This is a genomic window from Brevundimonas sp. (assembly GCF_003248455.1).
Classification (GTDB): domain Bacteria; phylum Pseudomonadota; class Alphaproteobacteria; order Caulobacterales; family Caulobacteraceae; genus Brevundimonas.
In genome coordinates, this window is record NZ_QFNM01000039.1 from 1 (window position 1) to 22,781 (window position 22,781).

At 69.1% G+C, this 22,781-nt stretch carries 23 protein-coding genes; 9 read left to right on the plus strand and 14 right to left on the minus strand.

The genetic code is table 11. The annotated features are described in order from the left end of the window. On the minus strand, positions 1 to 1,995 hold a 1,995-nt coding region (locus DI624_RS13580), incomplete at its 3' end, for a M13-type metalloendopeptidase (protein ID WP_291539523.1). 154 nt (positions 1,996 to 2,149) lie between these two features. Here DI624_RS13580 and DI624_RS13585 point away from each other — a divergent pair. Beyond that, complete coding sequence (locus DI624_RS13585) at positions 2,150 to 3,985, plus strand: cation:proton antiporter (RefSeq protein ID WP_291539526.1); 1,836 nt, start codon at positions 2,150 to 2,152, stop codon at positions 3,983 to 3,985. Between the two features lie 189 nt (positions 3,986 to 4,174). Then, a complete protein-coding gene (locus DI624_RS13590; protein ID WP_291539527.1) occupies positions 4,175 to 4,816 on the plus strand; it encodes a TetR/AcrR family transcriptional regulator in 642 nt (213 codons plus the stop codon). A 58-nt stretch (positions 4,817 to 4,874) separates the two neighbouring features. Here DI624_RS13590 and DI624_RS13595 read toward each other — a convergent pair whose 3' ends face one another. From DI624_RS13595 to DI624_RS13605, 3 genes are read right to left on the minus strand one after another with little or no spacing between them, the layout of a single operon-like run. Beyond that, positions 4,875 to 5,468, minus strand: a complete 594-nt coding sequence (locus DI624_RS13595; RefSeq protein ID WP_291539529.1) for a Smr/MutS family protein — start codon at positions 5,466 to 5,468, stop codon at positions 4,875 to 4,877. Continuing rightward, positions 5,465 to 5,704: a helix-turn-helix transcriptional regulator gene (locus tag DI624_RS13600; protein ID WP_291539532.1), complete on the minus strand. Its 240-nt coding sequence runs from the start codon at positions 5,702 to 5,704 to the stop codon at positions 5,465 to 5,467. Before DI624_RS13600 ends, DI624_RS13595 begins: the two co-directional genes overlap by 4 nt. A gap of 23 nt (positions 5,705 to 5,727) precedes the next feature. Continuing rightward, on the minus strand, positions 5,728 to 6,252 hold the full coding sequence (locus tag DI624_RS13605) for a DUF2975 domain-containing protein (RefSeq protein ID WP_314187385.1): 525 nt from the start codon (positions 6,250 to 6,252) through the stop codon (positions 5,728 to 5,730). Between the two features lie 536 nt (positions 6,253 to 6,788). Here DI624_RS13605 and rdgB point away from each other — a divergent pair. After that, entirely contained in the window at positions 6,789 to 7,391 is a 603-nt protein-coding gene (gene rdgB, locus DI624_RS13610) for an RdgB/HAM1 family non-canonical purine NTP pyrophosphatase (RefSeq protein WP_291539537.1), read from the plus strand. Continuing rightward, complete coding sequence (gene hemW / locus DI624_RS13615) at positions 7,384 to 8,565, plus strand: radical SAM family heme chaperone HemW (protein ID WP_291539540.1); 1,182 nt, start codon at positions 7,384 to 7,386, stop codon at positions 8,563 to 8,565. The genes rdgB and hemW overlap by 8 nt, the downstream gene beginning before the upstream one ends. Here hemW and DI624_RS13620 read toward each other — a convergent pair. Further along, positions 8,562 to 10,217, minus strand: coding sequence for a GNAT family N-acetyltransferase (locus tag DI624_RS13620; RefSeq protein WP_291539543.1), 1,656 nt, complete (start codon positions 10,215 to 10,217; stop codon positions 8,562 to 8,564). The two genes, hemW and DI624_RS13620, sit on opposite strands and share 4 nt — an antisense overlap. A gap of 156 nt (positions 10,218 to 10,373) precedes the next feature. Between DI624_RS13620 and DI624_RS13625 the strand changes: the two genes are divergently transcribed. Next, positions 10,374 to 10,865: a hypothetical protein gene (locus DI624_RS13625; RefSeq protein ID WP_291539546.1), complete on the plus strand. Its 492-nt coding sequence runs from the start codon at positions 10,374 to 10,376 to the stop codon at positions 10,863 to 10,865. 138 nt (positions 10,866 to 11,003) lie between these two features. Here the strand turns inward: DI624_RS13625 and DI624_RS13630 are convergent, their stop codons facing one another. Next, complete coding sequence (locus DI624_RS13630; RefSeq protein ID WP_291539549.1) at positions 11,004 to 11,246, minus strand: GlsB/YeaQ/YmgE family stress response membrane protein; 243 nt, start codon at positions 11,244 to 11,246, stop codon at positions 11,004 to 11,006. Positions 11,247 to 11,426: 180 nt separating this feature from the next. Here DI624_RS13630 and DI624_RS13635 point away from each other — a divergent pair, with 180 nt between their 5' ends. Beyond that, positions 11,427 to 11,804: a helix-turn-helix transcriptional regulator gene (locus tag DI624_RS13635; RefSeq protein ID WP_291539550.1), complete on the plus strand. Its 378-nt coding sequence runs from the start codon at positions 11,427 to 11,429 to the stop codon at positions 11,802 to 11,804. A gap of 48 nt (positions 11,805 to 11,852) precedes the next feature. After that, the gene (gene hisN, locus DI624_RS13640) at positions 11,853 to 12,638 is read left to right on the plus strand and encodes a histidinol-phosphatase (protein WP_291539553.1); all 786 of its coding nucleotides are present in this window, start codon (positions 11,853 to 11,855) and stop codon (positions 12,636 to 12,638) included. 17 nt (positions 12,639 to 12,655) lie between these two features. Here the strand turns inward: hisN and DI624_RS13645 are convergent, their stop codons facing one another. The 4 genes from DI624_RS13645 to DI624_RS13660 form a co-directional block, all read right to left on the minus strand. Continuing rightward, complete coding sequence (locus DI624_RS13645; RefSeq protein ID WP_291539555.1) at positions 12,656 to 12,925, minus strand: hypothetical protein; 270 nt, start codon at positions 12,923 to 12,925, stop codon at positions 12,656 to 12,658. Positions 12,926 to 12,952: 27 nt separating this feature from the next. Continuing rightward, positions 12,953 to 14,002 (minus strand): alpha/beta fold hydrolase, encoded by a 1,050-nt coding sequence (locus DI624_RS13650; protein WP_291539558.1) that lies wholly within the window; start codon positions 14,000 to 14,002, stop codon positions 12,953 to 12,955. After that, positions 13,999 to 14,922 carry a methyltransferase gene (locus DI624_RS13655; protein ID WP_291539560.1) on the minus strand — a complete coding sequence of 308 codons (924 nt, stop codon included), beginning with the start codon at positions 14,920 to 14,922 and terminating at the stop codon, positions 13,999 to 14,001. The genes DI624_RS13650 and DI624_RS13655 overlap by 4 nt, the downstream gene beginning before the upstream one ends. Before the next feature lie 91 nt (positions 14,923 to 15,013). Then, entirely contained in the window at positions 15,014 to 15,829 is an 816-nt protein-coding gene (locus DI624_RS13660; protein ID WP_291539563.1) for a methyltransferase, read from the minus strand. A 269-nt stretch (positions 15,830 to 16,098) separates the two neighbouring features. Here DI624_RS13660 and DI624_RS13665 point away from each other — a divergent pair, with 269 nt between their 5' ends. Continuing rightward, the gene (locus DI624_RS13665) at positions 16,099 to 16,575 is read left to right on the plus strand and encodes an Hsp20 family protein (RefSeq protein WP_291539566.1); all 477 of its coding nucleotides are present in this window, start codon (positions 16,099 to 16,101) and stop codon (positions 16,573 to 16,575) included. 46 nt (positions 16,576 to 16,621) lie between these two features. Here the strand turns inward: DI624_RS13665 and DI624_RS13670 are convergent, their stop codons facing one another. Further along, positions 16,622 to 17,101 (minus strand): RNA pyrophosphohydrolase, encoded by a 480-nt coding sequence (locus DI624_RS13670; protein ID WP_291539569.1) that lies wholly within the window; start codon positions 17,099 to 17,101, stop codon positions 16,622 to 16,624. Positions 17,102 to 17,229: 128 nt separating this feature from the next. Continuing rightward, the gene (locus tag DI624_RS13675) at positions 17,230 to 18,423 is read right to left on the minus strand and encodes a divergent polysaccharide deacetylase family protein (RefSeq protein WP_291539572.1); all 1,194 of its coding nucleotides are present in this window, start codon (positions 18,421 to 18,423) and stop codon (positions 17,230 to 17,232) included. A 182-nt stretch (positions 18,424 to 18,605) separates the two neighbouring features. On the opposite strand from DI624_RS13675, the gene ppc reads away from it, so the two are divergent. Next, positions 18,606 to 21,305 carry a phosphoenolpyruvate carboxylase gene (gene ppc, locus DI624_RS13680; RefSeq protein WP_314187387.1) on the plus strand — a complete coding sequence of 900 codons (2,700 nt, stop codon included), beginning with the start codon at positions 18,606 to 18,608 and terminating at the stop codon, positions 21,303 to 21,305. 169 nt (positions 21,306 to 21,474) lie between these two features. Here ppc and DI624_RS13685 read toward each other — a convergent pair whose 3' ends face one another. Together DI624_RS13685 and DI624_RS13690 are read right to left on the minus strand one after the other, a co-directional pair. Next, positions 21,475 to 22,440, minus strand: coding sequence for a magnesium and cobalt transport protein CorA (locus DI624_RS13685; protein ID WP_291539575.1), 966 nt, complete (start codon positions 22,438 to 22,440; stop codon positions 21,475 to 21,477). Positions 22,441 to 22,575: 135 nt separating this feature from the next. Then, a partial coding sequence (locus tag DI624_RS13690) for a M3 family metallopeptidase (protein ID WP_291539577.1) occupies positions 22,576 to 22,781 on the minus strand: 206 nt, incomplete at its 5' end.

Genomic DNA, 22,781 nt, shown 5'->3' on the forward strand with positions numbered 1-22,781 from the left:
GTCGGTGGCGACCTGCTGCTTCAGCGCCTCGTCGCGATACTTCGACTGCCAGACCTGGGCCCAGCCGTAGAAGAAGCGCTGGTCGCCGGTCGTGCCGTCGATCACCGGCGCGGGCTGGCCGTTCAGGGACAGGTGGTAGGCTTCCAGACCCACGGCCACGCCCGAGGCGTCGCCGATGTTCTCGCCCATCGTCAGGCCGGGGTTGATGTGATAGCCGGCGATCGGCTCGTAGGTGGCGTATTGCTCGCCCAGGCGCGCGGTCAGGGCCTCGAACCGGGCCTTGTCCTCGGCCGTCCACCAGTTGCGAAGCACGCCGTCGCCGTCGGACTTGGAGCCCTGGTCGTCGAAGCCGTGGCCGATCTCGTGGCCGATCACCCCGCCGATGCCGCCATAGTTGACCGCCGCATCGCCGTTCGGATCGAAGAAGGGCGGCTGCAGGATGGCGGCCGGGAAAACGATCTCGTTGTTGGCCGAGTTGTAATAGGCGTTCACCGTCTGCGGGGTCATGCCCCACTCCGACTTGTCGACCGGCTCGTTCAGGCGCGACAGATCGTAGTTCCATTCGAACAGACCTTTGCGTTCGGCGTTGCCGACCAGGTCGTCGGCGCGGACGTCCAGGCCGGAATAGTCGCGCCACTTGTCGGGATAGCCGATCTTGACGGTGAATTTCCGCAGCTTCTCCTGGGCCGCCGTCTTGGTCTCGGCCCCCATCCAGGTCAGGTTGTCGATCCGGTGCGACAGGGCGGTGCGCAGATTGGCGACCAGCTCTTCCATCTTGGCCTTGGATTCGGCCGGGAAATACTGGGCGACGTACAAACGGCCCGTCGCCTCGCCCAGCGAGCCCTCGGCGAAGGAGATGGCGCGTTTCTCGCGGGTGCGCTGCTCGGGCTGGCCCGACAGGTCGCGCGAACGGAACTCCCACTGGGCGTCCGAGAACCGCTTGGACATCAGCGGCGCCATGTCGTCGACGGTATGGAAGGCCTCCCACGCCTGCAACAGGGCCACAGGCGTCTCGGCGTAGAGGGCCGCGATCTTGGGCATGGCCGTGTCCTGGCGCACGATCAGGCGCGGCACGCCGCCCAGCTTGGCGGCGTCGTAATAGGCCTGCCAGTCGAAGCCCGGCGCCTGCTGGACCAGCTGGGCGATGGTGAACTCGTTATAGGTCTTGTCGCGATTGCGGTTCTCGACCGGGCTCCAGTGCGCCTGGGCGATCTTCTCTTCCAGGGCGACGATCTGGGCGGCGGTCTCGGCCGGATTGTCCCAGCCGATCATCGTCAGCATCCGGCCGACATAGGCCTGATACTTCTCCTTCTTGTCCGCATAGCGGGCGTCCAGATAGTAGTCGCGGTTCGGCAAGCCCAGGCCCGACTGGCCGGTCGAGACGACGTAGCGGTTGGGCTGTTTCGCGTCGATGGTGATGCCGGTGCCGAAAAAGGACGCGCCGAAACGGCCGACCGTCTGGCCCATGTAGACGGCCATCTTCTCATGGCTGTCGGCGGCGCGGATGGCCGCCAGATAGGGTTGCAGCGGCTGGGCGTCCAGCTGTTCGATGCGCGCCTCGTCGATGTAGGAGCGGTAGGCGTCGGCGATCTTGGCCTCGTCCGAGCCGGGGGCCAAGTCGGTGCGCGCGGCCAGGCCCGTGACCAGTTCCTTCATCCGGTTGTCCGACAGTTCGCGCAGCAGGGCGAAAGAGCCGTAACTGGTGCGGTCCGACGGAATGACTAGCTTCTCCAGCGCCCTGCCGTTGGCGTACTGGAAGAAGTCGTCGCCCGGCTTGACCGACGTATCGCGGCCCGCCAGGTCGAAGCCCCAGGTTCCGTAGCGGGGCGCCTGGGTTCCCTGCCAGCCGGCGGCCGTCTCTTCGCCCGAGAACAGCGAGACGATCGAGCAGGTCTCGTCGATGCACGCGTGGTCGTGATCGGCGTCCTGGGCGAAGGCGGCGCTGGCGGGCAGCAGAAGGGCGCCGACGGCGGCGCCGATAAGCAGTCGTTTCATCACGGGATCCTAGGCTCCGCCCCGGAAATGGACGGTTCGGCCGGGACCCTAGCCCCGGAGAGGGGGCTGTCGCCTTAAAAAAAATTCATGAAAGCGCTGCGACATCTCGCCACCGTCGCCGGTTCGGGTTCAGATGCGGCCGGACGGAGGGGCGATGCACGGGCACGGCGGCGACTACAAGGATCTGGTGGTCTTCCTGGCCGCCGCAGGCGTGATCGTGCCTCTGGTCAACCGGCTGAAGATCAGTCCGGTGCTGGGTTTCCTGGCTGCCGGCGTGCTGCTTGGCCCCGACGGCCTGGGTCGCTTCGCCGCCGCGCTGCCCTGGCTGTCGTGGCTGACCATCGGCGACCCTGCCCAGTTGGCGCAACTGTCCGAACTGGGGGTGGCCTTCCTGCTGTTCATGATCGGGCTGGAGCTGTCGTGGGAGCGGCTGCGGGCCATGCGCCGGCTGGTCTTCGGTCTGGGGCTGATGCAGGTCGTGGTCTGCGCGGCCGTGATCGGGGCGGGCTTCCTGCTGATCGGCCAGACCTTGGCCAGCGCGGCCGTCCTGGGCATGGGCCTGGCCCTTTCCTCGACCGCCGTGGTCATGCCGGTCCTGGCCGAGCGCGGGCGGCTGAAGGGGGTGGTCGGCCGCTCCACCTTCGCCATCCTGCTGGCCCAGGACCTGTCGGTCGCTCCCATATTGATCACGGTGACGGTGCTGGCCGCCGTGGCCCAGCAGGGCGGCGCCCCGGATCCGGCGATCCTGGGCCGGTCGCTGTTCACCCTGGTTCCGGCGGCGGTGGGGCTGGGCCTGCTGGTGGTGCTGGGCCGGGTCGTGCTCAGACCCATGTTCCGCTCGGTGGCCAGGGCGCGAAAGGCGGCCCAGGGCGGGGAGCTGTTCGTGGCCGCCAGCTTGCTGGTGGTGGTCGGCGCCGGGCTGGCGGCCCAGGCCAGCGGCCTGTCGATGAGCATCGGCGCCCTGGTCGCCGGCGTCCTGCTGGCCGAGACCGAGTTCCGGCGCGAGGTCGAGGTCTCGATCGAGCCGTTCAAGGGGCTGCTGCTGGGCGTCTTCTTCGTCGGCGTCGGCCTGGGGCTGGACCTGGACGCCATCGCCGCCGATCCGGCCGGGATCTTCGGCCTGGCCCTGGCCCTGACGGTCGTCAAGGCCGGCGTCGTCTTCGGCCTGGCCCGGCTGTGGGGTCTGGGCGCCCGACCGGCGCTGGAGACGGCCCTGGTGCTGGCCCCGGCCGGGGAGTTCGCTTTCGTCGTCTTCGCCACCGGCATGGTGGAGGGCCTGGCCCCGCCCGGCCTGACCAACACCGTGGCCCTGGCGGCCACCGTCAGCATCTTCTCCATTCCCCTGCTGGCCATGATCGGCCAGCGACTGGCCCGAAGGGCCGGGCCGGACGCGGCCCTGCCGGACATCCCCGCCCCGGCGACGGCGGACGGCGCCGTCATCGTCGTCGGCTTCGGGCGGGTGGGGCGCCTGATCGGCGAGATGCTGAAGGAACACGCCCAGCCCTTCATCGCCCTGGACACCGACGCCGGCGCGGTCGCCGCCGGCCGGCGCGACGGGTTCGAGGTCTTCTATGGCGACGCAGGCCGGCGCGAGATGCTGCAGCATTGCGGCGTCCAGTCCGCCCGCGCCCTGGTCGTGACCATGGACGCCCCGGCCAAGGTGGACGAGGTGGTCCAGGCCGCCCGGGCGATGCGCGACGACCTGATCCTGATCGCGCGCGCCCGCGACGACCAGCACGCGGTGCGCCTGTACGGCCTGGGCGTCACCGACGCCGTGCCCGAGACGACCGAGGCCAGCCTGCAACTGGCCGAGAACATCCTGGTCGATCTGGGCGTTCCGATGGGCCTGGTCCTGGCCTCGATACACGAGCGGCGCGACCGATTCCGCAAGGCCTTCCAGGCCGCGACGCCGGCCGAGCGCCGCAACCGCCCCAGCCGCGCCCTGCGCCGCACGGTCCGCAACCCGCGTTCCGAGACCGGCGGGCGCTAGGCTTGTGCCTGCGGTCGGCGGCGGACCCATTTTCGTCATGGTTCCGTGATGCAAGCGGGGTCCGCCTGTTGCTGCGCCGGGAGCGGAAAGCGCCTGTACGTCCCGGTGTGGGCCGCGGTCTTCACCTCAAGTCGCCTTCGAACCCGTCCGCGGCGTTCGGGACTCAAAGTAGAGTAAAAGTCTGATTTCATGACCGATACCGTCGCAAGCCTCGCCGTCGAACCCCGCTTGAACCGCCGCCAGGCCGCCAAGATCCGCACACGGCAGAAGGTTCTGGACGCCGCCCGCTCCCTGTTCGCCGAGCGAGGCTACGAGCCCGCCACGATCCGCGACATCGCCAAGGGCGCGGGCATGTCCACCGGCGCCGTCTTCGCCAACTTCCAGGACAAGGCCGAACTGTTCGAAGCCGTCCTGACCGAGGACATGACGCGCCTGGCCGAGGTGGTCGAGGCCGCCGCGCCCGAGGGCGAACCGGTCCGCCAGCGCCTGGTCAGCGCCCTGACCGCCGGCTATCAGTCCTCGCTGGACCAGCTGCCGCTGTTCCAGGCCATCGTCGCCCGCTCCTGGTTCCAGCCCTTGGCCGCCGAGATGCGCGCGCGCGCCGCGACCAAGAACCTGCTGCTGGCCATCGGCGGCATCCTGCAGAAGGCCGTGGCCAAGGGCGAACTGAGCAAGGACGCCGACATCCGCCTTTTGGTCGAATTGATCTGGGACGCCTATCTGTCCAACTATCGCCGCGCCGCCTATGACGAATGGGACGCCCAGGCGCTGTCGGACCATATGGGCAAGCAGATCGACGTGATCCTGGCCGGCGCCCTGGCGACCAGATAGGTCGTCGTCCAAGCCATGCGAAGAGGCCGGGCTCGCTGCGCGCCCGGCCTTTTTTCCATCAGACGCGCCGCTTCAGGGTGACGTAGAAGGCGCCGTTCCCGCCATGCCTGCGATGGGCGGCGGTGAAACCGGACACCACGCCGCGCAGGGCCGGCGCCTGCATCCACTCGCCGAAGGCCTGGCGGATCACGCCGCCCCCCATCCGCCCCTGGCCGGTGATGACCAGCACCGCCCGCATCCCGCGCGCCTGGCACGATGTCAGGAAGCCGCGCAGTTGATCCTCGGCCTCGAACCGGCCGAAGCCGTGCAGGTCGATTCGCGCCTCGATGGGATCGCGTTCACGCGACAGCCGCTGCTTGCGGCGCGGCTCCAGGTCTTCCGGGGGGGGCTTGGGACGCGGCGACGGAGCGGGAATCTTGTGCGGCGACGGCGGCGGGACCAGGCGGGGCGCCGGCTTCGACGCCGGATTCAGCGAAGGGCGTGCAGGCGCTTGCGGCGAAACCGCGATCTCGGTCGGCGTCTCGGCGCCAGGCGTGACGCGGGCGGCCTTTCTCACGCGGGGCGGGGCGACAGAGCTGGAGACGCGGGTCCAGATGCGCCGATCCTCGGGCGTCAGTCCGTTCTCGTCGCGCCCCGGCCCCTTTCGTCTCATGGCGCCTCGTCGTCCTCCAGGACGTCGGCCGGGCCCGGCTCGTGGACCAGCAGGTCGCCGGGCTGGCAATCCAGTTCGCGGCACAGGGCGTCCAGGGTCGAGAACCGCACGGCCCGCGCCTTGCCGGTCTTCAGGATCGACAGATTGGCCACCGTCACCCCGACCCGATCCGCCAGTTCGGTCAGGGACATGCGGCGCTCCACGAGAACGCGGTCGAGCTGGACGCGAATGGCCATGCGGAAATCCTAATCTAAACGGCTCAGATCGTCAGTTCGGATTCGCGGCGGAGACGCGCGCCCTCGCGGAACACCTCCGCCAAAACGAAGACGATCAGGACGGAGAAGATGGGGGTCAGCAGTTCGCCCAGCCCCTGGGGGTCCATGACGCCGGGCGCCAGCCGCTTGGCCACGAAGCCCTGCGCCAGCCAGACGCCGCCGGTCACGACCGCCAGGGTCAGGCCGATCTGGCGCAGCCGGCGTACATTGCCCGGCTGGAAAGGGTCGCCCAGGGTCAGGGTGCGGATGATGCGACGCAGGCTGCGCAAAATCAGCATGAAGCCGCCGAAATAGGCCGTCGCGGCCCCCAGGCCGAACAGCAGCAGGGCGCGCGTCAGCGGCAGCTGCTTGCCGCCCGCATCGCTGCTGACGGTGATGTTCACATTGTCCAGGGGAATGAAGATGGCCGCGATCACCAGCAGCAGCAACAGCCCGGTGATCAGCCACAACAGCACATAGGCCACGTCCAGCACCACCTTCAGCGCGCTGGACACAGACCCCGGCCCCATGGCCCGCAGCCATGTCAGGGATCGCGTCTCGCCTCGCTTCGTCGGATGTCGCGGGCTCGGCAGGCGCATGGCGGGTCAGGTCTCAGGCCGGAGGAAGGCCGGCGATGGCCACGCGGGGTCCGGCGAACCCGCGCGCGGCTCTATACATCGCGGTCTTCATGCAGATCGTCAAAACTCTCGTGATCGAAATGGCGTATGGATCAGAGGGCCGGTTCAGAAGGCCTGGATCAGCACGGTGAAGAAGGCGGTCGGCAGGGCCGCGATCAGGACCGTGCTGACGAAAGCCGCGCCGACCTTGTCCAGCCACATCGAGGTGTTCATCGTATGCATCATGTTTCTCCGTCTCTCCTGAAGGGCGATTATCGCCCATTTGCTTTTGTCGTCGCACGAACGTTTCGGCCTTGACCGAAATCAAGAACGTGGCGACCTCGTTCTCGATGTTCAGAAGATAGGTCGTGCGAAGCGGAAAGACACGTTACATATCGTTTAACGATATTAAACTTTGGCAATAGACTGGTCGATGCGAAAGGCCGCCGATGAATCTCAAGCTTATCAAGGGGATGCGGATCGTCGTCGCGACCCACAATCCGGGCAAGGTCCCGGAAATCTCGGCGCTGCTGGGCGGAGATTACGAGATCGTCACCGCCGGCCAGCTGAATCTGCCCGAACCGGACGAGACGGAGACCACATTCGCCGGCAACGCCATGCTGAAGGCGCGCCATGCGGCCGAACGTTCGGGCGAAGTCTCCCTGGCCGACGATTCCGGCCTGTCGGTCGCCGCCCTGGACGGGGCTCCGGGCATTTTCTCGGCGCGCTGGGCCGGCCCCGGCAAGGATTTCACCGTCGCCATGGCCAAGGTCGAACAGCGTCTGGAGGAGATCGGCGCGACCGACCGCACCGCCTGGTTCACCTCGGCCCTGGCGGTGGCATGGCCCGACGGGCCTTGCGTCGTGGTGGAAGGGGTGATCGACGGCGGCCTGACCTTCCCGCCGCGCGGCGACCGGGGTTTCGGCTATGATCCGATATTCATACCCCAGGGCGGGACGCTGACCTTCGGCGAGATGGAGCCGGCGGCCAAGGACGCGATCAGCCACCGCACCCGCGCCTTCGAAAAGCTGAGGGCCGCCCTGATTGACTGATCCGCCAACGCCCGATCAGGGACCGCCCGACCCGGGGTCCGACGTCGCCCTGTACGTCCACTGGCCCTATTGTTCGCGCATCTGCCCCTATTGCGATTTCAACGTGGTTCGCGACCGAGGCCGCGAGGCCGAGCAGGCCGGGCTTGTCGCCGCCATCCTGGCCGACCTGAAGGCCCAGCGCGCCCTGACCGGCCCGCGGCGGCTGGCGTCCCTCTTCTTCGGCGGCGGCACTCCGTCGTTGATGTCGCCCCAGGCCGTGGCCCGCATCGTGGAGGCGGCCGAATGGCTCTATCCCCCGGCCGGCGCCATCGAGATCACCCTGGAGGCCAATCCCACGGACGCCGAGGCCGCCCGGTTCGCCGCCCTGGCCCAGGCCGGGATCAACCGTCTGTCGATGGGGGTCCAGGCGCTGGACGATGCGGCCCTGCGCTTTCTGGGGCGGGACCATTCGGCGGCCGAGGCGCGGCGCGCCGTCGATCTGGCGCGCCGTGCGTTCGAACGTCTGTCCATCGACCTGATCTACGCCCGACCGGACCAGACGCCGCAGGACTGGGCCGCCGAACTGGGCGCGGCGCTGGACCTGGGGTTCGAACACGTCTCGCCCTATCAACTGACCATAGAGCCGACGACCGCCTTCGGCCGGGCGTCGGCGCGCGGAACCCTGGTCCCGCCGGACGAGGAGGCGGCCGCCGCCCTGTACGAAACCACCCAGGCGGTCCTGAGCGCCGCCGGTTTCGACCCCTATGAGGTGTCCAACCATGCGCGCGGCCCGGCGGCGCGGTCGGCGCACAATCTGCACGTCTGGCGCGGCGGCGACTATCTGGGCCTGGGGCCCGGCGCCCACGGTCGGCTGACGCTGGGCGGGGTCAGGACGGCCACCGTCGCCCACCGCCGCATCGCCGACTATGTCGCAGGCGTCGAAGCCGGCGCGCCCTGGTCGGATCGCGAGGACCTGACGCCCGCCGACGCCGCCGAGGAACGGCTTCTCCTGGCCCTTCGCACGACGGAGGGCGCGCCGGCCGATCTGTTGTCGGCGCTGGACCTGTCGCTGGAGACCGCGCCGGTCTTGGACCTGATCGCCGACGGCTTCCTGACGCTGCGTCGCGGCCGGCTGATCGCCACCGAGCGGGGACGGCCGGTTCTGGACGGCGTGCTGAAGGTCCTTCTGACCTAACGCTTCTTCAGGCCCAGCATCCCCAGCCAGCCGCCGCTGGACAGAAGCGCCACATCCAGCAGCGCCAGGGGCAGGGGGGTCGAAACCGGCGCGGCGATGAAGCGGGGCCGCCAGTCGGGCGCGAACTTGGCCTTGTAGCTGCGCAGGCCCTGAAAACCGTAAAGCGCGCCGCCCTCGTCGAACACCAGGGCGCCGACGCGCGCGAACACTGGGGCGATCCGCCGGTCCTCGAGCCCCGCCAGCGGCGCCATGCCCAGGTCGAAACTGGCCAGCCCCTGGTCCTTTGCCCATTGGGCGCAGCGGACGAACAGATAGTCCATCACCCCGTTCGGGGCGTCGGGATGATGGCGCATCAGATCGACCGCCGCCTCGTCCGGCGCCGTCAGCAGATTGGCGAAGGCCACGATCCGCCCGCCCTCGCGCACCACCGCCAGGGGGGTCAGGTCCAGATAGGCGACGTCGAACCGACCCAGGGAAAAGGCTTTCTCCGTCCCCTCGTGCATCGCCAGCCAGGCGTCGGACACCGCCTTCAGCTCGTCCGCCACGGCCGTCGCCGATCCGGGCGGCAAGACCTCGAAGGCCGCGCCCTCACGCTCGGCCCGGTTGACCGCCGTGCGCAGGTTCTGCTTGGACCGGCCCTCCAGCGAGAAGGCGGCGGTGTCGATCACCGCCGTCTCGCCCACCTTGCGCACCGCCAGACCCATGGTGGCCAGGTCGCCCAGCACCTCTTCGCCGACGGAATAGAAGACGGCCGCCCCGCCGTAGCTGTCGGCCATCTCGGCGAAGGACCACAGCAGTTCCCGCCGCTCGACCCTCAGACCCGCCGGCTCGCCCATGGCGATCCAGCGCCGTCCCCGAACCCGATAGGCCAGGAAGCTGGCGCCCGACGGGCTGAACATCAGCGCCTTGTCGCCCAGCATGGCCAGCCAGGCCTCCGGCGTCGCCGAATCCGCAGCCGCCAGCGCTCCCCGCGCGCGCGCGATATCGGCGGGACTGGCCGGGCCGTGGCTGTGGGCGCCCGGCGAACTGAGCAGCGACCGGCCCGCCACCACCAGCGTCAGGATGGCCAGCACCAGGCCGGCGCGCAGGAAGCCCGAGGCCTGGCGGTCGCTGATGAACCGCCACCACAGCTCGTCGCTATAGTCCACGTCGCGATAGGCGAAGAAGCCCAGCCACAGCATGGACGCCACCACCGCCGTCAGCAGCAGCAGCCAGCTGGGCCGCAGCGGCTCGCTGAGCCGCGAACGCCGGTTGAAGGCGGAACGACACGGCGCCAGCAGGGCCGCGACGATCACGAGGTCCGCCGCCTGCTGCCAGTCCAACCCCTTCAGCACCGAAAACACCGCCCCGATCCCCAGCACCGCCAGCGCCGCCCAATAGGCGCCCCGCCGCCGCCGCCACAGGCCCGCCGACAGCATCAGCAGCAGAAAGCCCGCGATGCTGCCGACGAAATGCGACAGGTCGATCAGGATCGGCGACACCACCCCGGTCAGCCGACGCAGCCGGTCGTCGAACTCGGGCGTCACGGCCGAGAGCAGCATCAGGGCCCCGGCCCCGAAGGCCAGCACGGCGAAAATCTGCGGGGTCAGTTCATAGGCTAGGCCCAGAAGACGACGGATCAGGCCGGGGACGTGCGCAGGGCGTTTGGACAAGAAGGCGGCCTTCGATTCGCGAGCGCCCGATCATAGACCAAGAATCGTCCAACCGGGGCGCTCCCGAGGTCATTTCGGGGCAGGTGAAACAATCTGTAACGCGGGGAGTATATTGCGTTGCGGGCGTCGGGCCCGCGTAACCGGGGACGATTTCCCATGACCATCAAGACCGCTCTTCTGGCCGGCGCTGCCGCCGCCTTCATGACCGCCGCGCCGGCTCTGGCGCAAGACGCCGCTCCCGCTCCGACTGGCGCCCCCGCCGCTCCCGCGCAGCAATCGCTCTCGCTGACCCCCGGTTCGAGCGTCAGCGGCCCTGACGGCGAACTGGGCAAGCTGGAAGGCGTTCAGACCAACGCCGAGGGCAAGCAGGAACTCACCGTTCGCGGCGCCGACGGCCAGCTTCGCGCCGTGCCGCTGAGCGGCATCCGCCAGGAAGGCTCCGGCGTGGTCGTGGCCTACACCAAGGCCGAGTTCGACGCCGCTTCGCCGATCGCCGGCGCTGCTCCGGCCGACCCGGCGGCGGCCCCGGTTGCGACCCCCGCTCCTTCTGCGGACCCGCTGGCGGAACCGACCGACCCGTCGGCCACGCCGCCGACCACCGCCCCGGATGCGTCCGAGCCGACGTCGGCGCCGACCGAGCCGCAATAAGCGATCGACGGGACGAGATATCAGGCGGCCGGGATGTTTCCCGGCCGCCTTTTCTTCGCCTTGCGCCTCGCGTCGGCGAAGGCGCAACGAAAAGGGCGGCCTCGGGAGGCCGCCCTTTCCTTTTCGACCCTGCTGCGATCAGGCGCGACGCTTGATCAGCCCCAGAAGGAACAGCAGGACGATGGCGCCGATGGTGGCCACGATGGTCGACCCGATCCAGCCGCCCCAGTTGATGCCCAGGGCGCCGGCGATGAAGCCGCCGATCAGGGCGCCGACGATGCCGACGATCAGATTGGTCAGAAGACCGTGGTTGCGGCCCATGATCTTTTCCGCGAGCCAGCCCGCGACGATGCCGATGATGATCCAGGCGATGATGCCCATAATGAAATCCTTCCTGTAAAAGCCAAGCTGCCGCTTTCAAATGCGCTTCGACCAATCCGGTTGCGCGCGGAGAAGTGCGGAGTCTTGAATTCTCCTGGCGCGCGATCCGGCACGGAGATTGCCGCGCGTGCGGCGATCAGTCCCGCTTCGGGACGCAAGCCTCATGCCGGGAGCCCTTCGATGGCCGCCGATATCGACCTGCACCTGGGCCGTCGCCTGCGTCGGCGCCGCCGTCTTTTGGGTCTGACCCAGCAGCAGCTGGCGGTCCAGGTCGGCATCCGCTTCCAGCAGATCCAGAAATACGAATGCGGCGCCAATCGCATCTCGGCGGCCCGCCTGTGGCGGCTGGCCGAGGCGCTGGAGACCTCGGTGGCCTATTTCTACGACGGCCTGGCCGAGGCCCTGGACGAAGCAACCCCCGCCGCCGCGCCGCGAGAGGTCTTCTCGCGCAAGGAGACGCTGGACCTGATCCAGGCCTATTATCAGCTGGACGAGCGGCCGCGCCGGCGCCTGCTGGATCTGGCCAAGTCGCTGAACACGGACGAAGCGCCCGCCTGAACGCCGCGACGGGCGCCCAAGGCCGCAAAAGCGGGCTAAGGGAGGCGTATGACCGAATACGAAGCCTTCGCCATCGAACTGGCGCGCGAAGCCGCGCGCGTCACCCTGCCGTTCTTCCGCTCGGACATCGGGCACGAGGACAAGGGCGGCGCGGCGGGCTTCGATCCCGTCACCGAGGCGGACAGACAGGCCGAGGCCGCGATCCGCCGCCTGATCGCCGTCCGCTATCCCGACCACGGCGTCATCGGCGAGGAATACGGCGCGGATCGGCCGGACGCCGAGCACGTCTGGGTGCTGGACCCCATCGACGGCACCCGCGCCTTCATCTCGGGCCTGCCGCTGTGGACCACCCTGATCGCCCTGCGCCAGGCTGGCCGTCCCACGGTCGGCGTCATCGCCCAGCCCTATCTGAACGAGATCTTCGTCGGCGGCCCGTCCGGCGCGCGCCTGCTTCGGGGCGAGACCGAGACGCCCCTGGCCGTTCGGGCCTGCGAGAAACTGACCGACGCCGTCATCTCCACCACCGACCCCGACATCTTCGACGGGGCCGAACTGGGCGCCTGGACCCAGGTGCGCGCCGCCGCCCGCCTGGCCAGGCTGGGCTGCGACGCCTATGCCTATGCGATGGTTGCGGCGGGCCGGATGGATCTGGTGGCCGAAACCAGCCTGAAGCCATGGGACTGGTCGGCCCTGGTCCCCGTGATCGAGGCCGCCGGCGGGAAGGTCGTCAACTGGCGCGGCGCGCCCCCCGACGACAAGGGCCAGGTCCTGGCCGTCGGCGACGCCCGCCTGATCGACCCAGCCCTGGTGACGCTGAAGCGCGCGGCGATCTGAACAAGGGCAGCGCGCGGTTAGTTGACGAACAGATCAATCGTGAACGAAACGGCGGCGATGACGAGCGCGATACGCGCTGTAACGAGGAAAAACCACGCGAACCTAGACCCAACTTCCGATCGCTTCACGCTGAAAAAACGCGCTGTCTGAGCCGGCCCCCACCAGCGATCCAATACGGTGTCGCCTTTCCAGCTAGGCCTCAGCAACTTCGCCGTGATCCCGCTTGAAATGTGTATGAACAGCGCAGCAACAGTCACGACAAAGAAAGGGAAGTTGGCAATAGTCATCGAACTGAGCCTCCTCTCCTAGCTATTTCAGGCCCCGACCGGCGTCTCCGCCGTCACGTCCACGGTTCGCGCCGACGGATCGACCGCCGCATCCGCCGTCGGCGACACCAGGTCGGCCATGGCGTCGAACTCGTTCAGGAAGACCGCGCGCATGTCGTCGGCCTCCATGATGACCTCGTGCCTGGCCCCGGGAACCTCGACGTAGCGGCCGCGCGCCAGGCGTTTGGCGGCCCAGCGGGCGGTCTGTTTCCACACCACGTCGTCGGCGTCGGCCTGGACGATCGTGACCGGCGCCTTGACCGCCTTCAGCGCCTTGGGTTTCAGCGCCCGTTCGCCGGCGTCCAGCGCCACGGCCAGCCAGCCATAGGTCGGGCCGCCGATGGCCAGGTGCGGACAGGCGAACAGCTGCTGGCGCCACATCTCGTAGCGGCTTTCGTCCGAGGTCAGGGCGTCCTCGGCGAAGTTGTGGTCGAACGGATCGTCCGGGTCGCCCAGGATATAGTCGCCCGCCTGGCCGTGGCGGATGTTCCAGCGTAACACCAGCTTGACGGACCACATCGACCGTTTGCCGGTCTTGATGCGCAGCATGGGGCTGGACAGAACCGCGCCGGCGAACCGATCCTCGCCGCCTTCCAGGGTCAACAGGTTCAGGCAGGCCCCCATCGAATGGCCGACCATGATCCAGGGCCTTGGGCACTGGCTCTCGTAGGCGTTCAGCAGGCGGTTGTAGTCGTCCAGAAACTCCTCGACCGCGCGGGCGTGGCCCTTCAGCCGGTCGGGCAGCAGCCGCGCCGACAGCCCCTGGCCGCGCCAGTCGTGGATCAGGACGCACCAGCCCCTCGCCAGGAAGTTGCCGATGACCTCGTAGTATTTCTCGATCGGCTCGGTGCGGCCGGGGCTTAGGACCACCGTCCCGCGCACCTTGTCCGCACCCAGGTGCGGAGGCGTCCACAGGCCGGCGCGCAGCCGCATCCCGCCGGCTCCGCGGAACCAGTCCCCCTTGCCGCCAGGGGGCGGATAGGCGCCGGGCACCCCCATCAGAGGGGCGTTGGCGGCGAAGGCTTGGGCGCGGTTCACTCGGGCTTCCTGAACTTCAAGGTCATGCGGTCGCTCTCGCCGATCGCGTCGTATCTGGCGCGATCGAAGGTCGGATCGGCCGGCTGGCCGCGCGGCGCGGTCAGCCGGGTCGGCGCCAGGGTGTCGACCCCGAACGGATGATCCTTTGTGTCTTGGAGGTTGGCGTTGATCTCGGACGCCTCGACGAAGACGAAGCCCGCCTCGGCCGCCAGTTGGCGCACGAAGGCTTCCTGGACATAGCCGTTGGCGGCGACCGGATCCTGGTCCTGCGCCGGGGCCAGCCGGTGCTGCTCCACGCCCAGGACGCCGCCGGGCCGCAGGGCGGCGAAGGCGTCGGCGAAGGCCTTCTCCGCGATCCCGGCCGCCATCCAGCCGTGCAGGGTGCGCATGAACAGGCACAGGTCCGCCGTGCCGAACGCCGTCACCGGGCCGGACGCGGCGCCGAACACGCTGAACTGCGGTTCGCCATACAATTTCTTGTCGCTGGAGAAACGGGTGCGGAAGGCGGCGTTCAATACGGCCTGGGCCGGATCGGCCGTAGGCCCTTCGGGGAACAGGGCCGCCACATAGGTTCCGCCGCCCTTAGCCAGATAGGGCGCCAGGATTTCGGCGTACCAGCCGCCGCCCGGCCAGAATTCGACCACCGCCATCTTGGGCTGAAGCCCATAGAATCGCAGGGTCTCCATCGGGTGGCGGAAGGCGTCGCGCGTCTTGTCCTGGGCCGAGCGCCACGGCCCCTGCACCGCCCATTCCAGCGACCCTTCGGGCGGGCCCGCCGGGGCGGACGGCGCATCGGGCGCCGCGGTCGCCTTGTCGTCCTTGCGACCGCAGGCAGCCGCGCCGGTCAGAGACAGGGCGGCCGCGCCGCCCAGCAGAAACCGGCGCGACACCGCGTCCACGCTCGCCTGACGTTCAGCCATTCCATACTCCCGCGAGGGTGCGGCCCCGCGTCCGACACACCCGACAGACGGGGCTTAATCGGGTTCGCGGGCCGGGTCAAAACGGAACGGCCTATTCCGGCTTCCTGAACCGCAGGGTCATCCGATCGCTCTCGCCCACGGCGTCGAAGGCCGCCCGTTCCTCGGGCGTCAGGGCGCGGCCCGACGGATCGTCGCGCGCCGCCGACTGGCGCACGGGCGGCAGGGTCCAGACCCCGAACGGGTGGTCGTGGTCGTCCTTGGGATTGGCGTTCAGCTCGCTGCGCGCCTCCAGGACGAAGCCGGCGTCGCGCGCCTCATGGATCACATAGCTTTCGGGCACATAGCCGGTGGCGGCGACGTCGGCGACGTTCAGCCCCTCGGCGCTGCGGTGCTGTTCGACGGCCAGGACGCCGCCGGGCTTCAGCGCCTTGAAGAAGGCCTGCAGATAGGGCTGAGTCCGTCCGTCGCGCGCCCAGTTGTGAAAGGCCCGCGCCACCAGGATCAGGTCCGCCTGGCCGTCCCCGACGCCCATGCTCTCCAGGGGACGGTCGACCGGGACGTAACGCCCGCCGGTAGCGGCCGCATAGGGTTCCAGGATACGCCGCCACCAGCTGGCGCCGCCCGGCTCGATCTCGACCACCGTCATGCCGGGCGTCAGCCCCCAGAAGGTCAGGGATTCGTAAGGATGGCGATAGACGTCGCGCGCCCGGTCCGCCGCCGGTCGACTGTCGGCGGCGACGGCGGCCAGCAGCGCCGTGTCCTCGGCGAAGGTCGGCATGGCGCTGGACAGGGCCGAGCGCGGCGGCGTCCACGCCCCTTCGGTCTGGGCGGCCGGTGTGGCCGTCTGGGCGAAGGCCGGCGCCGTGGCGGACATGAGGACGGCGAGGCCGAGGGCGGCGAAACGCATGGGCGGAAGATCCTGCTCTTGAAACGCCGCTTCTCCATAGGCCGCCCGACGCCCGGCGCAAATGACGATGACGAGACGTCGACGATCGGTCGCAGATCGGGCGTCGCCACCCCTTGACGCGCCATTCGGGGCCACCATCTGATCGTCCGAGAGCGCCGATTTCGGGTTCTCCAGAACGGCGGCGCCGATTTCGGGTCGTCGGTCTGATCCCCCACCGTCCGGGCAAACCGCCGGGCGGCTCAACCTTGCTGATCCTCAGGAGGATGCTGATGCGTACCTATGATTTCTCCCCGCTGTACCGTTCGGCCGTCGGCTTCGACCGTCTGGCCAATCTGCTGGAGAGCGCGTCGCGCGCGACTAGTCAGGACACGGGCTATCCGCCCTACAACATCGAGACCACGGGCGAGAACGCCTATCGGATCGAGATCGCGGTGGCCGGCTTCGCCAGCGACGAACTGAACATCGAGGTGAAGGAAAACCTGCTCACCGTCACCGGGCGCAAGACCGCCAACGACGATGCTGCGACGCAGAAGACCTATCTGCATCGCGGCCTGGCCGAGCGCGATTTCGAGCGCCGGTTCCAGCTGGCCGACTATGTGGTCGTCACCGACGCCAACCTGGTCAACGGCTTGCTGTCCATCTCGCTGAAGCGCGAACTGCCCGAGGCGCTGAAGCCCCGCCGTATCGAAATCGGCGCCGGCCAGCCTCTGATCGAGGGCAAGGCCGAAACCGCCAAGGCGGCCTGATCGCCTTCGCCAACCTGGAAAGGGCGGCGTTCGCGCCGCCCTTTTTTCATGCCCGGGCCAAGTGTGCGAAGGCGGCTACCACCCGTTCGTAGGCCGGGCGTTTGAACGGCACGATCAGGTCGCAGGCCTCCGACAGATCGCCCCAGCGCCAGGCGTCGAACTCGACGTCCTTGTCGGCCGTCAGGTCGATCTCGGCCTCGTCGCCGAGGAAGCGGAAGGCGAACCACCGCTGCTTCTGGCCCTTGAAGCCGCGCCAGGCCTTGGCGTTGTTCATCGCTTCAGGCGGAAAGTCGTACAGGATCCAGCCGTCCGTCCGCCCCAGCAACTCGACCGAGGCCACGCCCGTCTCCTCGCGCAGTTCGCGCCGCGCGGCGGCCTCCAAGTCTTCACCCTCGTCGACGCCGCCCTGCGGAAACTGCCAATTATAGGGGCCGGGCGTGGCGTGGCGCTGGCCATACCAGACGCGGCCGTCCCGGTTGAACAGCACCACCCCCACATTGGGGCGATAAAGCGAGAGGTCGGTCATCAAGCGGCGAGCGGCGAGCGGCGAGTGACGAGCCGCTGCGGCGAAAACTCGTATGGCTGCCGCGTGACATGGTCGATGGGGCGGCCAAAGCCGCCACTCGCCACTCGCCGCTCGCCGCTCGCCACTTCCTAGCGCCCCGGCCGCATCGACATGGCCGAGGCGGGGGCCAGTTGCAGGCCGCGCTGCTCCAGCCCGGCGGTCCAGCGGGCGGCGGCCTCGACCGTCACCGGATAGCTGAAGCCGGTCCCCAGCGCAGAGCCGCGCATCTTGGCCTGGGCCTCCAGCCCGTTCAGGGCGGCGATGATGGCCGCGGGCGACTGGGTGCGGTCGATGACGCGGTCGGCGCTGGCCCGCGCCCAGGCTCGTGGACGGCGCTGGAACGCGCCGTCGTCCAGGAAGGCCACGCCCTTCTGGCGCAGCACGGTCAGGAAGGCGTTCATGCCCGTGTCCGAAGCGGCGAAACGGTCGCCCAGATAGTTGGTCACGCCGAAATAGCCCGTGGCGCGGCTCAGAAGCCAGTCCATCTTGGCCGCCACGTCGTCGGCCCCGCCGTCGGCCAGCAGCGTATAGGGGCCGGGGTCGTTGTCGGGATAGCCGGTCGGCTCCATCGGCATTTCCAGCATGACCTCGTGACCTTGCGCCCGCGCCTGGTCGATCCAGGCCTGCAGGTTCTCGGCATAGGGCACGAAGCTGAGCGTCACCTCGGGCGGCAGGCGCTCGATGGCGGCGCGGGTCGTCACCGCGTTCAGCCCCAGCCCGCCGACGATCAGGGCCACGCGCGGCTTGCCGTTCGGGCGGAAAGGCCGGGCGTAGGCCTGGGCCGGCACGCGGCCGTCCGGCGCGATCATCGGCAACGGACCGTTGGGACCGGGCTGCGACAGGCCCGCGATGGGGGCCTTGACCAGGGGCGATGCGGCGTGGACCGGCGCCGTATAGGCCGCGGTCGCCCCGCCCGACACGCTGCCCCCGTCCGGCAGGGTGATGACGGCCTCGCCGTTCGCGGCCGGATCGCCGCCCCCCGCCAGATTCTGATAAAGGCCCATGGCCCCCATGGAAAAGGCCTCGAAGCCGGTCGGCGCGGGGGCGGCGGCGGCGGGCTGTTCGCGCTCCAACGCCACATGGGCCGAGGGCGCCCCGGCGTTGGGATCGCCAAGAACGGTCAGGAACAGGGCGCCGGCGCCCAGCAGGAACAGGCCCGCCAGCCCCGCCGCGACCGGCGGCTTCTTCAGCGCGTCGACCACGGGCTTCAGACTGGGGGCGTCCTTGACGCGCGGAGCGGCTCCGGCGGCGGCGGCGAGGGCGGACTGGCGTTTGGCGAACATGGGCGCGAGGGGGGCCGATCTGGAATCCTACGCCCCATCATCGCCGCGGGCCGGTTAAGAAACCCTAACGGCCGGTTCACCATGATCGGCCCTATCGGCGGCTGTCACGGATCGTGCGTTGACGGAAGGCGTTTCAGCCCCTCCAGATAGCTCTCGCCCCGCCAAGCTTCAGGATGCCGCCGATGATGAGCCCCGCCGCCGACGACGCCCTGCGCGACGAAGTCCGCCTGCTGGGCGGCATACTGGGCGACGTCATCCGCGACGAGGGCGGACAGGCCCTGTTCGACCATGTCGAGGCGGTGCGCCAGGCCTCCATCGCCTATCACCGCGACCCGGCGTCCCACCCGGCCAAGCGGCTGGAGAAACTGTTGACCGCCATGTCGGTCGATCAGGCGGCGGGGCTGGCCCACGGCTTCGCCTTGTTCTCGCTCCTGGCCAATATCGCCGAGGATCGCGCCACTCGCCGTCGCGCCCAGGACCAGGCCGAGGCCGGCGCCCGGCCCGACACCCCCGAAGGCGCCCTGAAGCGGCTGGCCGACCAGGGCGTGGAGCGCCAGGCCGTGCGCGACCTGCTGGACCAGGCCCTGATCTCGCCCGTGCTGACCGCCCACCCGTCCGAGGTGCGGCGCAAGAGCGTCATCGACCGGATCGCCGCCATCACCGACCTGCTGGACGCCTGCGACAAGGCCGGGGACGCCTGCACCCCCGCCGCCGTGTCGGAGCCGCTGCGCCGCCAGATCGTCATCCTGTGGGCCACCCGCCTGGTCCGCACCCAGGGGCTGGTGGTGCAGGACGAGATCGACACCGTCGTCTCCTTCCTGGACCGCATCTTCCTGCACGTCGCGCCCAAGCAGTTGGCGGCGTGGCGGCGCCTGCTGGACGCGCCCGACCTTCAACCCTTCATGCGGGTCGGCACCTGGGTCGGCGGGGATCGCGACGGCAATCCGAACGTCGACGCCGCCGTCATGGCGGCCGCCTTCCGCAGCCAGGCGCGGGCGGTGCTGGCCTTCTACCTCGACGAGGTCCACGCCCTGGGCGCCGAGCTCAGCCTGGCGGCCGAACTGGCCCAGGTGTCGCCCGCGCTCCAGGCCCTGGCGGACGCCGCCCGCGACCCCTCGCCCCACCGCGCCGACGAACCCTATCGCCGCGCGCTGACGGGGATTTACGCCCGCCTGGCCGCCACGCACCAGACGCTGGGCGACGCCCCCGCGCCCCGCCGGCCCGCCGTCGAGGCCGAGCCCTATCCGGGGCCGGACGCCTTCGAGGCCGACCTGAAGATCCTGCGCGACAGCCTGGTGTCGCACCACGGCGGCGTCTTCGCCGACGACCGGCTCGGCGACCTGATCACGGCGGTCGAGGTGTTCGGCTTCCACATGGCGACCCTGGACATGCGCCAGAACGCCGACGTCCACGAGCGCGTGGTCGCCGACCTGCTGAAGGTCGCGGGCGTCCAGTCCGACTATCTGGCGCTGGACGAGGAAGGGCGTCTGAACGTCCTGGCCGCAGAACTGGCCTCGTCCCGCCTGTTGTTCAGCCCCTATGCCGAATACCAGGCCGAGACGCTGAAGGAGCGCGCCATCCTCCAGGCGGCGGCGACCGCCCTGTCCGCCTTCGGCCCCCAGGCCATCCGCACCCATATCGTGTCCAAGACCGACGCGGCGTCCGACCTGCTGGAGGTCTATCTGCTGCTGAAGGAGGTCGGTCTCTATCGGCCCGAAGACCCCGCCGCCTGCCCGATCCAGGCCGCGCCCCTGTTCGAGACCATCGAGGATCTGCGCGCCGCCCGCCCCACCCTTGAGCGGCTGTTGCAGGAGCCGTCCGCCCTGGCCGTCGCCCAGGCGCGCGGGGTGCAGGAGGTGATGATCGGCTATTCGGATTCCAACAAGGACGGCTCCTATCTGACCTCGGGCTGGGAGTTGCACGAGGCGTCGCGCGCCCTGGTCGAGGTGACGCGCAAGCACGGGCTGAAGCTGCAACTGTTCCACGGGCGCGGCGGCACGGTCGGGCGCGGCGGCGGCTCAGCCTTCGCCGGCGTCCTGGCCCAGCCCGAAGGTACGGTCCAGGGCCGCATCCGCACCACCGAACAGGGCGAGGTCATCGCCAACAAATACGGCGAACCGGACATCGCCCTGCGCAATCTGGACGCCCTGACCTGCGGCGCCGTCCTGGCCTCGCTGGGCAAGGGGACCGACCACGTCTTCACCGCCGAACATGGGGCGACCCTTTCGGCGCTTTCGGCCCGGTCAATGGCCGCCTATCGCAAGCTGGTCTACGAGACCGAGGGCTTCGTCGACTATTACCGCGCCGCCACCCCCATCGCCGAGATCGCCGACCTGAAGATCGGCTCGCGCCCGTCGTCGCGCACCGCCTCGACCCGGATCGAGGACCTGCGCGCCATTCCCTGGGTGTTCAGCTGGTCGCAGAGCCGGGTCATGCTGCCCGGCTGGTTCGGCTTCGGCTCGGCGGTCCAGGGCTGCGACATGGGCGAGTTGAAGGCGATGGCCGAGGCCTGGCCCTTCTTCAAGACTCTGGTTCAGAACATGGAGATGGTCATGGCCAAGTCCGACATGACCATCGCGCGCCGCTATGCGACCCTGGTTCCCGACGCCTCTCTGGCGGCGTCCATCTATGGCGAGATCCGCGCCGAATGGGACCGCACCCATGACGCCATCCTGGCCATCACAGGTCATGACGCCCTTCTAGGCGGTCAGCCCGAACTGGACCGGCTGATCCGTCTGCGGATGCCCTATGTCGAGCCTCTGAACCACGTCCAGATCGAACTGATCCGCCGCCGGCGCGCCGGCGACGACGACCCCCGCGTCCGCGAAGGCATCCTGCTGGCCATCAACGGCGTGGCGGCGGGCTTGCGGAACAGCGGCTGACGGCCTTCCTCTGCAATCCCAACGCCGTGATTCCGGGGCGTCCAAAGGACGAACCCGGAACCCAGGTGGCTTGCGTCAGGCGGCGAATGTTCCACGCGCCTTAATCGCGGTCCTGGGTTCCGGGTTCTTCGCTACGCTCAGCCCCGGAATGACGAGCGGCTGATTGTCTTTACAACCACTTCGTCTTCTTGAAGGTGATGAACAGACCCGTGCAGATGGCCGCCATCAGCGCCATCACGCCGAAATAGCCGTAACGCCAGTGCAGTTCGGGCATGAATTCGAAATTCATGCCGTAGATGCCGGCGATAGCGGTCGGCACGGCCAGCAGGGCGGCCCAGGAGGCCAGCTTGCGGGTGATCACGCCCTGGCGCTGCTGCTCCAGCAGATTGGCGACCTCGAACACCGACGACAGGATGTCGTTCAGCCCGCCTAGGCGGCTGTTGACCCGCCGCACATGGTCGCCCACGTCGCGGAAATACGGGCGGACATCGGAGTCGATACAGGGCAGGTCCAGCGACTGAAGGCGGCCCAGCACCTCCTCCATCGGCCCCAGGATGCGGCGGAACTTCAGCAATTCCCGCCTCAGGGTGAACAGCCGCCGAATCTCGACGCGCGCCAGGAAGGCGTCCAGCGTCTTCTGCTCCATCGCCAGCACGCTGTCTTCGGCGTCGTCGACGATGGGGGCGTAGGCGTCGACGATGAAGTCCAGGATGCCGTGCAGGACGAAGTCCGGCCCCTTTTTCAACTGCAGCGGCGAGGCCTCCAGCTGCGCGCGCAACAGGCTGTGGGCGCGCGCCGAGCCATGGCGGATGCTGACCACATGGTCGTCGCCGACGAAGACATGGGTCTCGCCATAGGCGATGCGATCATCGATCTTCATGGCCGTGCGCGCCACCACGAACAGTTCGCGGCCATAGACCTCGACCTTGGGCATCTGGTGGGCGGCCAGGGCGTCCTCCACCGCCAGCGGGTGCAGCTTGAACCGCTTCACCAACACGTCGATCTCGGCGTCCGAAGGCTCGTAAAGGCCGATCCAGACGAACTCGTTCGCCGCCAGCGTCAGCCCCTCCGCCGTCAGCGGCGCCTCGCGCACGCGCTGGCCGTCGCGATAGACATAGGAGGCGACGACCGACATGGACTATTCCCCGATGATTGCGAAACCTGATCTAGGCCAGGTCGCGGCCAAACGAAACGGCCGACGGATCGCTCCGCCGGCCGTTCGTCAGGGTCTAACGCCCTCGGGCCGCTGAATGGGCGGCCGGCCCGGGCCTCAGGAAACCGGGAAGCCCCGGACCTTCAGCAGGGCCGCCACGTCCGGGTCGCGGCCGCGGAAGGCGCGGTAGGCTTCGGCGCGGTCGGTGGTGTTGCCGGGCGCCAGCATGATCGACTTGAAGCGGCCGGCGATGTCCGGATTGAACACGTCGCCCGACTCCTCGAAATAGGCCCAGGTGTCGGCGTCCATCGTCTCGGACCACA

Bases quoted from the DNA above. Each gene is read 5' to 3' on its own strand.
- DI624_RS13655 (WP_291539560.1), bottom strand. From the start codon at position 14,922: ATGGCTGAACGTCAGGCGAGCGTGGACGCGGTGTCGCGCCGGTTTCTG.
- DI624_RS13595 (WP_291539529.1), bottom strand. From the start codon at position 5,468: ATGAGACGAAAGGGGCCGGGGCGCGACGAGAACGGACTGACGCCCGAG.
- DI624_RS13665 (WP_291539566.1), top strand. From the start codon at position 16,099: ATGCGTACCTATGATTTCTCCCCGCTGTACCGTTCGGCCGTCGGCTTC.
- DI624_RS13590 (WP_291539527.1), top strand. From the start codon at position 4,175: ATGACCGATACCGTCGCAAGCCTCGCCGTCGAACCCCGCTTGAACCGC.
- DI624_RS13625 (WP_291539546.1), top strand. From the start codon at position 10,374: ATGACCATCAAGACCGCTCTTCTGGCCGGCGCTGCCGCCGCCTTCATG.
- DI624_RS13600 (WP_291539532.1), bottom strand. From the start codon at position 5,704: ATGGCCATTCGCGTCCAGCTCGACCGCGTTCTCGTGGAGCGCCGCATG.
- DI624_RS13670 (WP_291539569.1), bottom strand. From the start codon at position 17,101: ATGACCGACCTCTCGCTTTATCGCCCCAATGTGGGGGTGGTGCTGTTC.
- DI624_RS13660 (WP_291539563.1), bottom strand. From the start codon at position 15,829: ATGCGTTTCGCCGCCCTCGGCCTCGCCGTCCTCATGTCCGCCACGGCG.
- ppc (WP_314187387.1), top strand. From the start codon at position 18,606: ATGATGAGCCCCGCCGCCGACGACGCCCTGCGCGACGAAGTCCGCCTG.
- hisN (WP_291539553.1), top strand. From the start codon at position 11,853: ATGACCGAATACGAAGCCTTCGCCATCGAACTGGCGCGCGAAGCCGCG.
- DI624_RS13675 (WP_291539572.1), bottom strand. From the start codon at position 18,423: ATGTTCGCCAAACGCCAGTCCGCCCTCGCCGCCGCCGCCGGAGCCGCT.
- DI624_RS13645 (WP_291539555.1), bottom strand. From the start codon at position 12,925: ATGACTATTGCCAACTTCCCTTTCTTTGTCGTGACTGTTGCTGCGCTG.
- DI624_RS13630 (WP_291539549.1), bottom strand. From the start codon at position 11,246: ATGGGCATCATCGCCTGGATCATCATCGGCATCGTCGCGGGCTGGCTC.
- DI624_RS13605 (WP_314187385.1), bottom strand. From the start codon at position 6,252: ATGGGGCCGGGGTCTGTGTCCAGCGCGCTGAAGGTGGTGCTGGACGTG.
- DI624_RS13585 (WP_291539526.1), top strand. From the start codon at position 2,150: ATGCACGGGCACGGCGGCGACTACAAGGATCTGGTGGTCTTCCTGGCC.
- DI624_RS13635 (WP_291539550.1), top strand. From the start codon at position 11,427: ATGGCCGCCGATATCGACCTGCACCTGGGCCGTCGCCTGCGTCGGCGC.
- DI624_RS13685 (WP_291539575.1), bottom strand. From the start codon at position 22,440: ATGTCGGTCGTCGCCTCCTATGTCTATCGCGACGGCCAGCGCGTGCGC.
- rdgB (WP_291539537.1), top strand. From the start codon at position 6,789: ATGAATCTCAAGCTTATCAAGGGGATGCGGATCGTCGTCGCGACCCAC.